General features: G+C 59.9%; 11 protein-coding genes and 1 pseudogene. 7 read left to right on the top strand and 5 right to left on the bottom strand.

Features of this window, described 5'->3' with window-relative positions:
- Nucleotides 1-16 precede the first annotated feature (16 nt).
- The 3 genes and pseudogenes from P3T21_RS24015 to P3T21_RS24005 form a co-directional block, all read left to right on the top strand.
- A pseudogene (locus tag P3T21_RS24015) lies at nt 17-1,201 on the top strand (glycosyltransferase family 4 protein); the annotation flags it as partial.
- A 144-nt stretch (nt 1,202-1,345) separates the two neighbouring features.
- On the top strand, nt 1,346-2,815 hold the full coding sequence (gene wbaP / locus P3T21_RS24010) for an undecaprenyl-phosphate galactose phosphotransferase WbaP (protein ID WP_429258447.1): 1,470 nt from the start codon (nt 1,346-1,348) through the stop codon (nt 2,813-2,815).
- Nucleotides 2,816-3,317: 502 nt separating this feature from the next.
- Nucleotides 3,318-4,739 carry a glycosyl hydrolase gene (locus P3T21_RS24005; protein ID WP_429258446.1) on the top strand — a complete coding sequence of 474 codons (1,422 nt, stop codon included), beginning with the start codon at nt 3,318-3,320 and terminating at the stop codon, nt 4,737-4,739.
- A gap of 106 nt (nt 4,740-4,845) precedes the next feature.
- Here P3T21_RS24005 and P3T21_RS24000 read toward each other — a convergent pair whose 3' ends face one another.
- Entirely contained in the window at nt 4,846-6,513 is a 1,668-nt protein-coding gene (locus P3T21_RS24000) for a beta-glucosidase (protein ID WP_429258445.1), read from the bottom strand.
- Nucleotides 6,514-6,580: 67 nt separating this feature from the next.
- A complete protein-coding gene (locus tag P3T21_RS23995) occupies nt 6,581-7,786 on the bottom strand; it encodes a hypothetical protein (protein ID WP_429258444.1) in 1,206 nt (401 codons plus the stop codon).
- A 367-nt stretch (nt 7,787-8,153) separates the two neighbouring features.
- Between P3T21_RS23995 and P3T21_RS23990 the strand changes: the two genes are divergently transcribed.
- Complete coding sequence (locus P3T21_RS23990) at nt 8,154-9,386, top strand: glycosyltransferase family 4 protein (protein ID WP_429258443.1); 1,233 nt, start codon at nt 8,154-8,156, stop codon at nt 9,384-9,386.
- Between the two features lie 9 nt (nt 9,387-9,395).
- On the opposite strand, the gene P3T21_RS23985 is transcribed toward P3T21_RS23990, so the two are convergent.
- Nucleotides 9,396-10,328, bottom strand: a complete 933-nt coding sequence (locus P3T21_RS23985; RefSeq protein WP_429258442.1) for a phytanoyl-CoA dioxygenase family protein — start codon at nt 10,326-10,328, stop codon at nt 9,396-9,398.
- Nucleotides 10,329-10,673: 345 nt separating this feature from the next.
- Between P3T21_RS23985 and rfbB the strand changes: the two genes are divergently transcribed.
- Together rfbB and rfbC are read left to right on the top strand one after the other, a co-directional pair.
- The gene (rfbB, locus tag P3T21_RS23980) at nt 10,674-11,735 is read left to right on the top strand and encodes a dTDP-glucose 4,6-dehydratase (protein WP_429258441.1); all 1,062 of its coding nucleotides are present in this window, start codon (nt 10,674-10,676) and stop codon (nt 11,733-11,735) included.
- 106 nt (nt 11,736-11,841) lie between these two features.
- A complete protein-coding gene (rfbC, locus tag P3T21_RS23975; RefSeq protein WP_429258440.1) occupies nt 11,842-12,393 on the top strand; it encodes a dTDP-4-dehydrorhamnose 3,5-epimerase in 552 nt (183 codons plus the stop codon).
- Between the two features lie 29 nt (nt 12,394-12,422).
- On the opposite strand, the gene P3T21_RS23970 is transcribed toward rfbC, so the two are convergent.
- Complete coding sequence (locus P3T21_RS23970) at nt 12,423-12,665, bottom strand: DUF3820 family protein (protein WP_429258439.1); 243 nt, start codon at nt 12,663-12,665, stop codon at nt 12,423-12,425.
- 363 nt (nt 12,666-13,028) lie between these two features.
- On the opposite strand from P3T21_RS23970, the gene P3T21_RS23965 reads away from it, so the two are divergent.
- On the top strand, nt 13,029-14,699 hold the full coding sequence (locus P3T21_RS23965) for a Na/Pi cotransporter family protein (RefSeq protein WP_429258438.1): 1,671 nt from the start codon (nt 13,029-13,031) through the stop codon (nt 14,697-14,699).
- 19 nt (nt 14,700-14,718) lie between these two features.
- Here the strand turns inward: P3T21_RS23965 and P3T21_RS23960 are convergent, their stop codons facing one another.
- The gene (locus P3T21_RS23960) at nt 14,719-15,489 is read right to left on the bottom strand and encodes a DeoR/GlpR family DNA-binding transcription regulator (RefSeq protein WP_429258437.1); all 771 of its coding nucleotides are present in this window, start codon (nt 15,487-15,489) and stop codon (nt 14,719-14,721) included.
- Between the last annotated feature and the right edge of the window lie 203 nt (nt 15,490-15,692).

The raw sequence follows: 15,692 nt of genomic DNA, 5'->3' as shown, positions 1-15,692 counted from the left end.
CCGATCAGGGAGATTTTCGATGAAGGTTGCACTTGTTCATGACTGGCTTGTTACCTACGGCGGGTCCGAGAAAGTGCTCGAGGAAATTGTCGAATGCTTTCCTGATGCGGACATCTTCTGCCTTGTCGATTTCCTGTCGGATCGCACTTTTCTTAAGGGAAAGACGGCAACCACTTCGCTGGTGCAGAAGCTTCCATTTGCGAAAAAGCGGTATCGCGGTTATCTGCCGTTATTCCCGTTCGCGATCGAGCAGTTCGATCTGTCGGCCTACGATCTGATCATCTCGAGCTCGCATGCCGTGGCAAAAGGTGTGATCGTGGGCCCCGACCAGTTGCATGTGAGTTATGTGCACTCGCCGATTCGCTATGCGTGGGATCTTCAGCATCAGTACCTGAAGGAAGCGGGTCTGACAAAGGGCGTGCGCGCCACGCTTGCGCGCGCTGTGCTGCACTACCTGCGTACGTGGGACACACGCACATCGAACGGCGTTGACGCGTTTGTCGTCAATTCGGATTTCATTGCCCGTCGGGTTCAGCGCGTGTACCGGCGCGAGGCAACTGTCGTTTATCCGCCGGTCGACATCGAAGCGTTCCAGCTGTGCACGGAGAAGGAATCGTTCTACGTCACGGTCTCGCGCATGGTGCCGTACAAGAAGATGGATCTGCTTGTCGAAGCATTCGCCGGCATGCCGGATCGCACACTGGTTGTGATCGGCGACGGCCCGGATATGGCGAAGGTGCAAGCCAAAGCTGGCGCGAACGTGAAGATCATGGGACATCAACCCTTCGCTGTGTTGAAGGACTATCTGCAGCGCGCGCAGGCATTCGTATTTGCCGCCGAGGAAGATTTCGGCATCTCGGTTGTCGAAGCGCAGGCGTGCGGCACACCGGTAATTGCATTCGGCAAGGGTGGCGCGCTCGAGACCGTCATCGACGCATCGCGACCCATGCCGACCGGCGTCTTTTTCGAAGAGCAGACCGTCGAGGCGGTGCAGGCCGCCGTCAGACATTTCGAGGAACGTGCGCAGCGCTTCCTGCCTGAACACTGTCGGGCCAACGCGGAACGGTTTTCGAAGGCCGCTTTCCGCGCGGGCTTCATGGCGGCGGTGCTTAAGGCGGCGGAAGGGCGACAGCAGTTGCCGGTGTGGCAGAAGATCCGGCTGTCGCTTATGCAGCCTGCGCATCATGTGCCTGCGTCCAGCACCCTTGAAGAGATCGATATGCAATCTGTCTAGCGCACACCTGAACGACGGAGCGAGCCTTCCCGCCCGAACGAACACGACGATGCAACGGTTTTACAGGCTCATATAAAAAAGTCAGCGGCACTTCATACGAGGACATGCCAAGTGAACTCCACCATTAGCATTGGGTATCCGCTATTACCCAGACTGGGCGTACGTCCTTTCCCTGTACTTGCGAACAAGTTCTCGCTCGCTGCAGCCGACTTGCTGGGCTACACGCTCGCACTGCTCGTCACGACCCATTTTCTCGGTACGTTCGAGTCTGCCGATCTATCCGATTTTCGGGCGACGTTCGCGAACCAGCCGGTGCTGATTTACCTGCTGCTCGCGGTGGCGGGAACCGCCTGGTTCTGGGGAGGGCTGCGACACTACACGTGCCGCAAGCCGATGTGGCGTGAGTTCCAGGAAATTTTCCGGACGCTGATCGTGCTGGCCGTCATTCATCTGGCGCTCACCACGCTGACAAAAGGCCTGTTCTCGCGAGGATGGTGGGCATTGATCTGGAGTTGCGCGCTCGTCCTCGTGCCGGCGTGCCGGTCATTGATGAAGCGTGCTCTTGACTATGCGGGTCTCTGGAAGCGGCCGACATTGATCATAGGCTGCGGTGAAAACGCGATGGAGGCAAAGCAGGCGCTGACGAGCCAGGCATTTCTGGGCGTCGCCGTGGTGGCCTATGTCGCGCCCGAAGTGAACACGAAAGACATCGCGGTGTCCGATGCGCCCGTCGTGCACGGCGTGACACCCGCCACATTCAGGTCGTTGCCCGGCGTGCAGGTCGTCATCGCGCTTGAACACGATCATCGCGCGCTGCGCGACGCCTGGGTTCGTGGGCTTACACAGAATGGTGTTCGCGACGTCACCGTCATGGCGTCGATGCGTGGTGTGCCCCTGTCCGGCACTGACATGTCGTACTTCTTCGGTCATGAAGTCATGATGCTGCGCGTGCAGAACAATCTCGCGCGCTTTTCAGCCATTGTGGTGAAGCGGGCCTTCGATCTGGCTGTTGGCGGGTTCCTGATGCTGATGTTGCTGCCGCTCTTCGCGATCCTGATGACGCTCGTGGCGCAGGACGGCAGCTCCGCGTTTTTTGGTCATACGCGAATTGGCCAGAACGGCAGGCGGTTCAAGTGCTACAAGTTCCGCTCGATGGTGCCGGACGCCGACAAGGTGCTCAAGTCGTTGCTGGAACGCGACCCTGTCGCACGTGCCGAGTGGGAGAAGGACTTCAAGCTGAAAAACGATATCCGCGTCACATCGATCGGCGCGTTGCTGCGCAAGACCAGTCTCGACGAACTGCCGCAGCTCTGGAACGTATTGAAAGGCGACATGAGTCTCGTCGGGCCGCGTCCGGTCATCGAAAAGGAAATCGAGCGATACGGCGACGAGGCTGCCTATTATCTGCTCGCTAAACCGGGCATGACGGGTCTATGGCAGGTGAGCGGGCGCAACGACACCGACTACGCGAGGCGTGTGTTTCTTGACGCGTGGTACGTGAAGAACTGGTCGCTCTGGTATGACATCGCGATCCTGTTCAAGACGGTTGGTGTCGTGTTGCGCCGCGACGGCGCTTATTAACCGGCGACTCAGGAGTCGGGTGATGCGGTGGCCGCCACGCGATCGCGAAAAGCACCCGCGTGGTGCATTATGTCAGGTAAGGCATACCTGTTTATTTATATGATAATTAAACAATTTACCGAATATATGTTGTATTGATCAGGGTATGCGGTAATTCATAATATAAATGCAATTGTTATTGTAATTTTTATACCCATTCGCGCTTTCGTATCCTCATGCGATGCCTCCTGGAAAGGAGAAAAATTTCCTCCTTCCGACCCCGTTCAGATCTGGACATGCTCCCGCCGTCGGTTCGTTTTTCCGTCTCAAATGACTGATTTTGTTCGATTTGCCGCATAAACGTTTGGCAAATCTGCAAATATTCTGCGAAACCCGTTTTCCTCAATCCTCTGACGAACCAGGGCGTTTCTTGCTTATTGGAAAGTTTTGCCTGCAGCACTTAAAAATCAGCAAAAAGATACCGCTATACTGCATCGCTTTGACGAAACTAAAACTCGGACAAATGAATCAGGTCAAACGCAGGGATCAGAATAACGGCATCGTTTCTTCCATTTCGGCAATGACGGAACCGGTTCACACCGTGAGCGGGTCCCGCGTTCCGCGGCGCAAATTTCTCGCCGGCCTGCTGGCCGGTGCGGGTAGCGTGGCGCTTTCCGCCTGCGGCGGCGGTGGCGGCTCCGACGGCGCGGGTAGCAACTCTGCCGCCGCCCCGGGTGTGCGCGGACAAAGCGCCGCCGCAGAATCGGCGAACGGCACGCGGCTACCGCCAGCGACGAGCATTGTCGACAGCGCGCAAAACCAGTGGACGATCGGAGGCGACGCAGTCGTGCTGCGTAACGGCGTCAATACCGGCTGCAACATCCGCCCGACATGGCTCGTGTACCTGAATCACGTGGTCTATGCGCAGGACGCGTCCAACACCTGGAGCGTTTATTCGCAGGGTGGCTGGGCGATTACGCCGGACCCGACGACTGTCGCGGCGGCTGCGACGTCCACCAAGCTCTTCTACGGAATGAACGGCCACATGGCGTGGACTTCCACGGCCTATCAGACCATATCGCCCGCGCAGCAGGTCGCGATCCTCCAGGATCTGGGCGTGACCAACTATCGCGCCGACGTGGCCGATGCCGGCATGGCGCAGACCGTCGCCAACGCACTGAAGGGCGCCTTTGCAGGCACGGGCATCTCGATCCTGCCCTGTATCAACGTGTGGAACACGTATAACCAGCACGCCTCGGAATCCGATGCGTACAACCTCGGCCACCAGCTCGCGGTATCGATCGCTACGCCGCTGAAGGGTCTCGTCAAATACATCGAATGCGGCAACGAACTCGATTCAAATGGCCTGATCCACGGCGGAGGTAACCTCGCGACCGATTACGATCCGGCGATCTGGCCGGCATTCCGTGGCGTGCTTCGAGGTTTGATCGACGGCGTCAAATCAGTTGATCCGACCATTCAATGCGGCGTCAACGTGGGTGTGCCGCTCGCCTATGAGGCATTGCAGATGCTGTGGAATGGCGTGCAGCCGAATGGCACGTCGACCGGTCAATCCGGCGCGACGCCCCTGCGTTGGGACGTCACAATGTTCCACTGGTACGAAAGCTCGGGCGACATCCGTCGCGCCGGTTCCCAGGGTCTCACCGACGTGTTGCAGATCCTGAGGGATTCGTTCAGCCTGCCGATCTGGCTGACCGAATGGGGCTATCAGCTGTCGGACGACGCGGCGACGCAGGCGACCTACGTCACCACGACGCTGAACGAGTACTACACGATGCGGAGCACCTACAACCTGCAGTCCGTCATGATGTATCAGCTGTTCGATACGGGCACCGATACGTACGGTTTGCTGGCCGCCGACGGCACGACACGCAAGGCGTGCTACGCATCCTTCAAGAACTTCGTCGCTGCCAATCCGGTGTGAACGTAATCGTCCTGCTGTGAGCCCGCGTGGGACGAAGTGTTCCCGCGCGTCCCGCACCTTGATGACCACCCGCGTCGCGTCGTGTTCCGCCGTCGCCGCTGCCGTTTCACTGCGGCGATCGCGCGGGAACCAGATAGCGGGGAAGTGGCCCCACTCGCCAGCTGAAAGGCTGCGAAGTGATCGTCGTGCGCGTCTCGATGCCTTGCCAGTCGCGCTGGATATAGTTACCCGCAGGCACGCTGATGCTCGCGATCCGTTCGTCCGGACCGATCGTCCAGCCGGCGATCACCGGGCTATCGGTGCCGTACTGATATGCCTTGGTGTCATCCGTGTCGACGAGCGTTTTGCTCCACGAGCGATTACCCAGCGTGCTGCTCAACACGGAAGCTGCAACGAACGCAGGCTTCGGCGAAAGATCGTGCCGCAGGATTCCAAAGTTGTGCTCGGGGTTGTTCGGGTCCGGGCCGTCGTCGATGAAGTCGTACCAGAATAGAACGCGAACGGTGGCATAGCGCCGGGACAGCAGGTAACTGCGCGCCAGATTGGCCGCCTCCGTCGCTTCATCCTGCCCCGGCACCTTCGGATTGACGGGCCAGCCCAGTTCCGTCACCCATACCTGAAGTTGCCGTCCGTCCGCCTTCACATGATCGGCGGCAAACTGTTTCAGGTACGGCCACGTTGTCGGGATGCTGACCGCGTCGATGGGCGCGCCGACCGCCTTGTATCCCTTCTCGGGCGTATTGGGCGGCATATACGGATGAACGCTGAAGCCGTCCTGGTCGTTCAACCCACCGTTCTTGATGAGGGCCACCATACAGTCCGCTCCTGGGCCGCCGCCTGCGCCTCCGCCGCCGCACGAAATAACTGTCGAGTCGGGGCTGCGTTGCTTGATGGTCCGGTACGTGTCCTTCAGAAGATCCAGATACTGCGTGTAGCCGACCTTGTTGAAGTCCGGTTCGTTCCACACTTCCCAGGACTTCACAGTCTTGCCGTATCGCTCGACGACCGCGTCGACGTAGCGGACAAATCGCGCGCGCGCTTCCGGCGACTCAGGAAAGAGGGAACTGGAGAACAACGCCGGGTAAGCACCTTTATTGCCGTAACTCAGGACGGCGAGCGGTGAGATACCGAGTTTCGCGCACGCGGAAATGTAGGTGTCGAACTGTTTGGGAAAGCGAAACTCCCCAGGCGTCTTCTCGATTGCATCCCAGTAGAGTTCGTCGCGGATCCACGAAAAGCCGGCTTGCCGCACGAGCGGAAGCACCACCGCGGGCGATCCCTGGTTCTGCGCAAAGTGCGTGACGACGCCAAAGTCGGGGGGGCCGATCGTCTTGCGCTCCTGCACGACGGCAACATCGACTGCCATGTGTCCACGCGTCGCTCCGTCGGCGGTGGTCAGCGTTGAGTCGATCCGCGCGAGGCCCGGACGGTCGATCGCCACGGGAATGCTGATCGTGTTCTCACGCGACATATCGCTGATCTGACGTTGATACGAGGCGAGCGGAACGTCCGCGATCCTGCCGTTCTGGTCATAGGGCAAAACGCGCACGGTCAACGTTCCCGTGCCCGCATCGGCCGACGGCGCGACAAGCAATGTGACCGATTTTTTCCCGCCGCCTGAAACGATCAGCGATCCGGCAGGATCGCCCACTCGAATGGAGGTCTGCGCGATGCACGGGATCGAAGCAGTGAACAGCAGGGAGGCGCACAGCAGTGTGCGAAGGCGTCGCGCAGGCGTATTGAAACCATGCGGGCGAGGCCAGGTCGCGCGCATACGCCCTCTGGTTTGCTCCGCGTTTTCCGGACGGCAGAACCGGGTCATGTCCCGACGCATGATGGCGTCACGTAGCCGCCGGGCGGCCGCGCGCGTTGCTCAATCGTCTACTCCGTACGACCGCTCTTCGCTGGTTGAGCACGAACGCGCGTTGCGCCGTGGCGGCACGAAATGCCTCGAATCGCGGCCAGTAACAGATCAGCCAGGCGAGGGGCACGAACGACGTCACCATGATCAGGCTGACCGTTGCCGTGAGGAGCAGGAACAGCAGGATAACAAAGCCGTCGCTGGCCGTGAATGCCAGTACGCCAAGCAGCAGCAGACCGCCGACAAGGCCCATATCGGTGATCATCCCTGGGACGCTTGTGAAGGTGACATCGTTGATTTCGTAAAGCGCCTGACTCATGGAAATGTAGGACAGGTACCCATATTCGGCGTTGAGCTGACGTGCTGTGACACCTTTCAGGATGTCTGAGAACCGCGCGTCGAACAGGAACGGGTATCCCGATAGCCGGCTCGCAAACGTCTCGGATCCGAAGAAATTATGCTGGCTCATGTAAAGCGCGACCGCCATGGAAGCGCCGGTGAACAACACCAACGAAACCAGCGGATGGATCGCCCGTAGCTGGCGGCGAAAGCCGTACAGGATCGCGAACACGAGCAGCACCATCGACGCCTTGGAAAAGCTGATGACGAGCCCGATGCCGTACAACACGACCATTGCCCGGTTGATGGGCCGCCGCTCCATCAGATAGATCATGAACGACGCGACCAGCAGCGACGCAAAAAATCCCGCTTCGCGTGAGAAGCCGCTGACGCGTGCGAAGTAGAGAATTTCGTAGAAATTAGTGTTGGTCTGGGTCGCCGAATCGCCCCACAGCATGGATGAAACCTGGTCAGGCCCCAACTGGACGGCAAGATCGTAATCAACGTAGTAGAGAACGAATTGCGCAAGCGCGAAGACGATATTGATCGCCATCCACACGTGCAGATATTCGATACGCCGTGAAAACGTGTACATGAGGTAGCCGATACAGATCGCGACGGACACGACCTTGGCCGCGGCCATCGGCAAGCTGAGCAGACAGACCGCGACGGCGATGACAACCGGGACGCCCCATCGGCGAGACGTGGCAAGGAGAAACGCGCTGAATCCCGGGTCGAGAAACGGGATCAGGACATACAGGTAGATCGTGACGCCAGAAACCTGTGGATTGAAAATCACACAGGTAAAGAACATGTAGAAAAGCATCGAGACGACTTTTGCGTACATTGGCATCTCCGGCGCCTTTCGTGCGCTCGAGTCATGGAATTTTCGCAGCGTGGATCGGGGACGGAAGCCGGCACGCGCCCTCTTCGACAGCAGCATCGTCTCAAAGTAGGGTGAGCGGGCGCCCCGCTCAGTGCGGAACCGAACTTTAAGGCGGCCTTCTTTTATTGTCGCTGACCGCAAAGGCAGCTGGGGCGCGCAGCCTGTGACGACCCGCGTGAGGATGTGTGTGAAACCGTACTGATTGGGTTCCGGGCGCGATAGCCTAATGACATCACGTTTACACGTACGACACGCGGCTTCTACGCCGCTCGACGAGAACGTACGGTGATCTTGCCACACGTGATGTCATGGACGGGAGCGTTACCTGATGAGCCAGTTTCTGAACCGGCCGGAAGCCGGTCCTGTGGACGCGATCGTCGACGGCGCGGTGCCAGTGACGGCTGGAGAGATGTCGCATGACCGGAACATGCCGCAGAGCACGCTCAGGTTTGCCATTAATGGCAAGTTTGCGTCACAGCGGATAACGGGTGTGCAGCGCGTTGGCTACGAACTGGCTGTCGCATTTCAGCGGCTGTATCCGGACGACACGGATCTGCCGACGCTGCTTCCCGCCGATGCGCACGCCGATGTCGTGCTGCCCAGATCGAGAACCGTGTTCCGCTGGCTCACGGGACCGCTATGGGAGCAACTGGCACTCCCATTCGCGACGGGCGGCCGGATGCTGCTGAGTCTCTGCAACATCGGCCCGCTACTGGCGCGCCGTCAACTCGTGCTGATGCATGACGTCGCGGTCTACGATCTGCCGGAAAACTATTCGTGGAAATTCAGGCTTTGGTATCGCGTTGCGTTTTTTATCCTGAAGCAGACGGTAACGCATATCGTGACCGTGTCGGAGTTTTCAAAGCAGAGAATCATGACGCGTCTGGGTGTCGACGGTTCGCGCATTTCGGTGATCCGCAATGGTGTGGATCACTTCGACAGGATCGAGCCCGATACCTCGATCCTGACGCGACTGGATGTGCGAAGCGACGGCTACGTGCTGGTCGTCGGCAATCTTTCGGTGGGCAAGAATCTTGCGCGCGTTCTCGCGGCTATCGAGCGTCTGGGCGCGAGGCACGACTGGAAATTCGTTGTTGTGGGTGGGTGCGATCTACGGGTTTTCAATTCGAAAGCGAAAGCAGGGTGTGACGTCTCTCCGAATATCGTCGCCGCAGGATTTGTTACGGATAGCGAATTGAAATCTCTGTACAAAAACGCGGCGTGCTTCGTTTTCCCGTCGCTTTACGAGGGTTTCGGGCTGCCGCCGCTGGAGGCGATGTATTGCGGGTGCCCGGTTATTGCGTCGCGTGAAGCGGCGCTGCCTGAAGTGTGCGGAGATGCCGCGATGTATTGCGACGCGCGCTCAGTCGAAGACATCGCCAGCAAGATCGAGGACATGATGGGGGACGCCGCGTTGCGTGACGTCTGGCGCGCGCGCGGCTACAGGCATGCCGCGGCGTTTCGCTGGGAACTTACCGCGCGACAGTTGCAGGCCGTGCTGGAACGCCAGCCGGGTGGCAGAAAGGCCGTCGGGCCCGGCGCTCACGCCGCTCGGGTTTGATCAGGGCGTTTAGTCAGAGCGCCGCAGAACGCGGGCGACCCTTCGTATCAGCGTCACGGGATCGTAGTACCGGTAACGTCGCGCATGTCGTACGAACTCGATGACCGCACCGCCGCGGCGCAGCCACTGCCGACGCCGGCGGGCCGAGGTCTCCTGCCGCCGGTTGTGCCATTCGAAGTCACGGGGTGCGCCTTCACGACGCGGCGGGCCGGCGAATACGAGAATGTAGGCGAGCCTCGGGTGCGCGGTCAGATTGGGGCCGGCCGAGTGGAGGGTTCTTCCGGCGTGAATGACAGCGCCGCCGGCGGGCATCGAGCAATGGACAGCGTCTGCCGGATTGAAAGCGCCGATGCACTGGAGTCCATGAATGCGCTCGTCGCGGTTAAGCGGCTGATGCGCGAGGACGCCGATCATATGAGAGCGCGGAATGTAGCGCATGCATCCGTTTGCCGGGGTGACTTCACTGGTGGGCATCCAGATGGCGACCTGCTGGCGGCCGCGGTCGAGATCGGTTTGATAGGCCTCGTCCTGATGCCACGGCGTTTCGGCGCCGTGATGCGGCGGCTTGAAGATGGCGTGATCGAAAGCGAAGGTTGCATCAGGGCCAAGCACCTGACGTGCGATCGCCAGCGCTGCCTTGAAGTAATCGCTCTTATGCAGCGAGGGCGCGTAATTGTGAGGCCAGACCAGCTCGGTCAGCTTGTCGGAACCAGGTCCGTCGTCCGGGTCGACGAGATCGCGACGCGCGCCTTCCTTGAACCCGACTTTGCGCGCGAGCAGATCCTTGATCGTCGCGTCGATCTTTGCAACGTCGGCTGCGGGCGCGATTGAGGGCAACGTGACAAATCCCTGTTCATTCAGGATTCGCAGCTGCTCGTCGCTTAGTGGCCCGGAGGATCGGGTTTGTTCTTCAAATTCAAGTTTTTCTGTCGATATTGCCACGGCAGGCCCCGAAGTGAGCTGGCAGCTTGAAGTATGCGTTCAAGGGATCAGGAAGCAGAAAGCGGAAACGTCGGACCAGGCGGTTGTGACGCTTCCGCACAGGGACGTGCCACCCGTAAGAATTCCATTGTGGAAATCATGTCCTCCTTAAGTCGGAAAATTGGAGTTGATGCTAGGTAGCGGGGCAACATCGTTCTGTGCGGTTGCGTACACGCTTTTCAGCGGGCGATTCAGAACGAAGGATGCGAAATGGTCTGCTGTCTCGCCGGACCCGGGTGCCGGAGCGGGCCGACTGGATTCTTTGGCCATTCTTTTGAGGCTCACCACAGGCTTAGGGGGAATTTCATGATTCTCGTGACGGGCGGAGCCGGCTTCATCGGCGCAAACTTTGTAATCGGCTGGCTGGACGGCGTGGACGAAGCTGTCGTTAATGTCGACAAGCTCACGTATGCCGGCAACCTCGGCACGCTCAGGTCGTTACATGGTGATCTCAGCCATATCTTCGTGCGTGCCGACATCTGCGATCGGGAGACGATGGATGTACTGCTCGCCGAATACCAGCCACGCGCAATCCTGCATTTCGCGGCAGAAAGCCACGTGGACAGGTCGATTCACGGACCCGCAGACTTTGTGCAGACCAATATGATGGGCACGTTCACCTTGCTCGAAGCGGCGCGCCACTACTGGAGCACGTTGCCGGACGGCGAAAAGAGCACGTTCCGCTTTTTGCATGTATCGACGGATGAAGTTTTCGGCTCGCTCGACGCCGGCGACGCGCCGTTTTCGGAGCGGTCCCTGTATGCGCCCAATAGTCCTTATTCGGCCTCAAAGGCCAGCTCGGATCATCTGGTGCGTGCGTGGCACCACACCTATGGACTCCCCACGCTCACGACCCATTGTTCCAACAACTACGGACCGTTCCAGTTCCCGGAAAAGCTGGTCCCGCTGATGATCACGCGGGCGCTGGCTGGCGATCCGCTGCCCGTCTACGGTGACGGGAAGAACGTCCGCGACTGGCTCTACGTCGGCGACCATTGCAGCTCGATTCGAGCGATTCTGTCGAAGGGGCATCCGGGCGAAACGTACAACATTGGTGGATGGAACGAAGTAACGAACATCGAGGTCGTGCGTACGCTGTGCGATCTGCTCGACGAGCTCAGGCCAAAACGCGTCGGCTCTTACAAGGACCAGATCGCATGGGTGCCGGACAGGCCGGGTCACGACCGGCGCTATGCAATCGACGCGCGCAAGCTGGAACGCGAAATCGGCTGGAGGCCAGCCGAGACGTTTGCAAGCGGCCTCGCGAAGACGGTGCAGTGGTATCTCGATCACCCGCACTGGGTCGGCGAGGTAGCGTCGGGCGATTACCGCAAATGGGTGGAAACCCATTACGCGAAAAGTGCGTAACGGCGCGGCGAAAGTGCTCAAGCGAACGGAACGCATCACGTATTGCGCGCGATATGAGGAATCTCAGCGGAATGTTAATCCAGTACCTTTGAACGGAGGGGTCGGCATGGCTATCAAGGTGATCCCCACTGCGCTTGCCGAAGTCAAGGTGATCGAGCCGAATGTGTTCGGTGATGCGCGTGGATTTTTCTTCGAGAGCTTTAACGCCAGCGACTTTGCGGAGAACGTCGCCAGTGGCGTCGAGTTCGTGCAGGACAATCATTCGCGCTCGGCACGCGGCGTGCTGCGCGGTTTGCATTATCAGATCCAGCATCCGCAGGGAAAACTCGTCCGCGTGATCGCTGGCGAAGTATTCGACGTGGCGGTGGATATTCGCCTCAGTTCACCGACCTTCGGAAAATGGACGGGTGCGCATCTCAGTGCGGAAAACCGTCGGCAGATGTGGGTGCCGCCCGGGTTTGCACATGGCTTTGTTGTGTTATCGGAGACGGCGGAGTTCGTCTACAAGACGACGGACGTGTGGTTTCCCGAACACGAACGCAGCCTCCTGTGGTGCGATCCGGAAATCAATATCGACTGGCCGATCGAGTTCGATCCGGTGCTTGCGCCCAAAGACGCGGCCGGAAAGCTGCTGTATGAAGCGGAATACTTTGCCTGACGTCCATACGCTGGCGTGCCAGGTCCCCATCAGCCACCGCGCGATTCACGGCCGCTCGCGTGACGCCGGCGCAACGGCTCCAGCAGCGAAGAAAGGCCGTTGTGATCGATTTCCTGCATTAGCGCCAGCAACTGGCCAATCTCGCCCCGCGGAAACCCTTTGTTCGCATACCAGTTGAGGTAAGGGCCGGGCAGATCCGCGATCAGCCGGCCTTTGTATTTGCCATAGGGCATCACGCGGGTGACGAGAAGTTCCAGGTGTTCCGGGTTCATTGCGATGTCTGTCTGTTGCGCCGGACTTGCGGCGATGAATCGCCATGATGCCTCATTAGCGGTCCGTGTCTTTGGCGTGCGCAAGCGGCGAGGCGAGGCGATCGCCAGCACATCGTGTGCTGCTTCACGTGTAGCCCTCGAAGCCTCCCGTTTCCAGAATGCGAACAGCAGCTTCGATCACTGCCTCGACCGTGGCCGTCGATAGAGTGGGCAGGGCGTGGTTTTAAATACACAAAATCGCAAAAAGGCAAAATTGTGCAACACTAGCAGCTATGAGCGCTGCGCCCGGCGCGCTTGCGCGGGAGGCAGGGCTCATGACCGGAGCCGTTCTCGCGTCGCACTGCCTGAGCATCGTACTGCCTTATGCTGATTCTTCTTAACCTGTTGTCGGGTGTGGCGTTGCTGGTCTGGGGCTCGCACATCGTGCGCACGGGCATCCTGCGGGTGCTGGGCGCGGACCTGCGGCGCGTGCTTGGCCGCAGCACTAACGGCCGGTTCAGGGCGTTCGGGGCCGGCGTCGCGGTTACGAGCCTCGTGCAGAGCAGCAATGCAACGGCCGTCATCGTGACGTCCTTTGCGGCTCAAGGGCTGCTGCCGCTGACCAGCGGTCTCGCGATCATGCTCGGCGCCGATGTCGGCACTGCGTTGATGGCGCGGATCCTAACGCTCGATCTCTCGTGGTTATCCCCCATTCTCGTCCTCGTCGGCGTGCCGCTTTTCCTCACGCGCAAGCAGACGCGCGCCGGCCAGATCGGCCGCACCGCGATCGGTCTCGGTCTCATCCTGCTCGCGCTTCATCTGATTGTCGAAGCCGTGCAGCCGATGATGCATGGCGCCGGCGTGCGGGTCATGTTCGGCGCGCTCACCGGCGATACGCTGCTCGACGCGCTCGTCGGCGCAGCCTTCGCGATGATTTCATACTCGAGCCTCGCGGCGGTGTTGCTGACTGCGACGCTGGCATCGTCGGGCGTCATTTCGCTGAAGGTGGCGCTGTGTCTCGTGATCGGCGCGAACCTCGGAAGCGGGCTTCTTGCGCTCACGGGCACGATTGCACAGAATGCTGCCGCGCGCCGGCTCGCGCTTGGCAGCCTCGCGTTCAAGCTGGCTGGCGCGCTACTGATCCTGCCGTTCACTTCGGCGCTCGCAGCCGGTTTGCCTATGTTGATCAGCTTGCCGCGCGAAGCTGTGGTCGGGTTTCACCTGATCTACAACACGCTGCGCTGTCTGGCCTGCGTGCCGTTGATCGATCCAGTCGCGCGCTTCTGTTGCCGCGTGTTGCCAGACCGGCCCGATCCGAACGGCGAACTGCGTGCGCTTCACCTTGATCCTGCAGCGCTGCCCACACCGACGCTCGCGCTGGCAAACGCGGCCCGCGAAGTGCTGCGTATCGGCGATATCGTCCGCACGATGCTCGACAATGTCGCCGATCTCATCCATCGCAACGACTTGCAGAAGGCGCGCGACACCGCACGCATGGACGACGACGTCGATTTTCTCTACGCAGCCGTCAAGGACTACCTGTCGCGCATCTCACGCGAGCAGCTCGACGAGACCGACAGCCGCCGCTGGACCGACATCATTTCGCTGACGATCAATCTGGAGCACGCCGGCGACATCATTGAGCGGATCGTCGCGGATATCGAAGAGAAGAAAATCTCGCACCGTCTTGCGTTTTCTGAGGAAGGGCTGGGCGAACTGGAAGACCTGCATGGGCGGCTTGTCAGCAACCTGCAACTCGGACTGTCTGTGTTCCTGAACAGCGACTTGCGCTGCGCGGAGTTGCTGTTGTCAGAGAAGGAGCGTTTTCGCGATCTTGAACGTGCCTATTCCTATAAGCATCTCGACCGTCTTTCGGGCCAGACGGTGCGCAGCATCGAGACCAGCGCGCTGCATCTGGACATGATCAGCGACATGAAACGCCTGAACTCGCTGTTCTGTTCGACGGCGTATCCGGTGCTGGATGCAGCCGGCGCGTTGCACGATACAAGACTTCGCAAGCGCACGCTCGATGCGATCCACGTTGCCGCCGAGTGAGGCCGCGCGAGTCGGGCGCCTACGCCAGCATCACCTGCTCCAGCTTCTTTTTCAGCGCGGAAAACCCCGCCGCCTCGGCGGCCTTGCGATTCGTGATCAAGAGATCGATACGGTTGACGGGGCAATACGCGATGCGGCTGCGCTGCCCGATCTTGCTGTAGTCCGCGAGAATTACCACGCGGTCCGCGTTGCCGACCATCGCGCGCGCCACTTCCGTTTCTGCATGATCGAAGTTGGTTGCGCCACTGCGATGGTCGATGCCTACGGGCGACAGCAATGCAACATCGGCGCGGTATCGCTGGATCTCCGCGATCGTCGTGCCGCCGATGGTTGCCAGCGCGCGCTCGCTAAGCGTGCCACCTAGCAGGATGACTTCATTCGCACTTTCGCCTGACTCAGTCGCGCCGCGCAGTTTGAGCGCGACATCGATCGAATTGGTAATGATCGTAAGATTGGCGAGCTTGGCCAGTTCCTCGGCGAGGAGCGCGGTGGTTGTGCCGGCATCGATAAAGAGCGTCTGCCCGCTGCTGATGATGCCCGTGGCCGCCCGCGCGATAGCCGTCTTCGACTTGACGTGCGTCTGGGCGCGTTCGGCGATCGGTGCTTCGTCCGCAGGCTTGATCGCGCCGCCGTGCACGCGCCTTAGCTCGCCGAGCGCTTCGAGATCGAGCAGATCGCGCCGCACAGTCTCCCGCGAGACACCGAGATCGGCCATGATGCGTTCGGTCGATACCCGTTGCAGCGTCGAGAGCAGTGCGCGAATGCGCTGATGTCGGTCTTCCTGCCACATTCTGTTCCCCGGCAATAGAATCTGTCCAGACGCCTTCAGCCACGACGTTTAAAGCGCGTCTGGAAAGGTGAGCGGGCATCCGCGCGCTCGATTATCAACCGGTTTTACCCGACCAATATTGCATTTTTTTGTCAGCTTGCAAATTCGTGTAATTGCTCCTAGCCTTGCTCCGAACCCGGAACATGTCGCATGTCTGAGTGCCG

Source organism: Paraburkholderia sp. GAS334, assembly GCF_050436625.1.
Taxonomy (GTDB): domain Bacteria; phylum Pseudomonadota; class Gammaproteobacteria; order Burkholderiales; family Burkholderiaceae; genus Paraburkholderia.
Note: the sequence above shows the minus strand (reverse complement) of the source record. Positions and strands in the feature narration are given on the sequence as shown.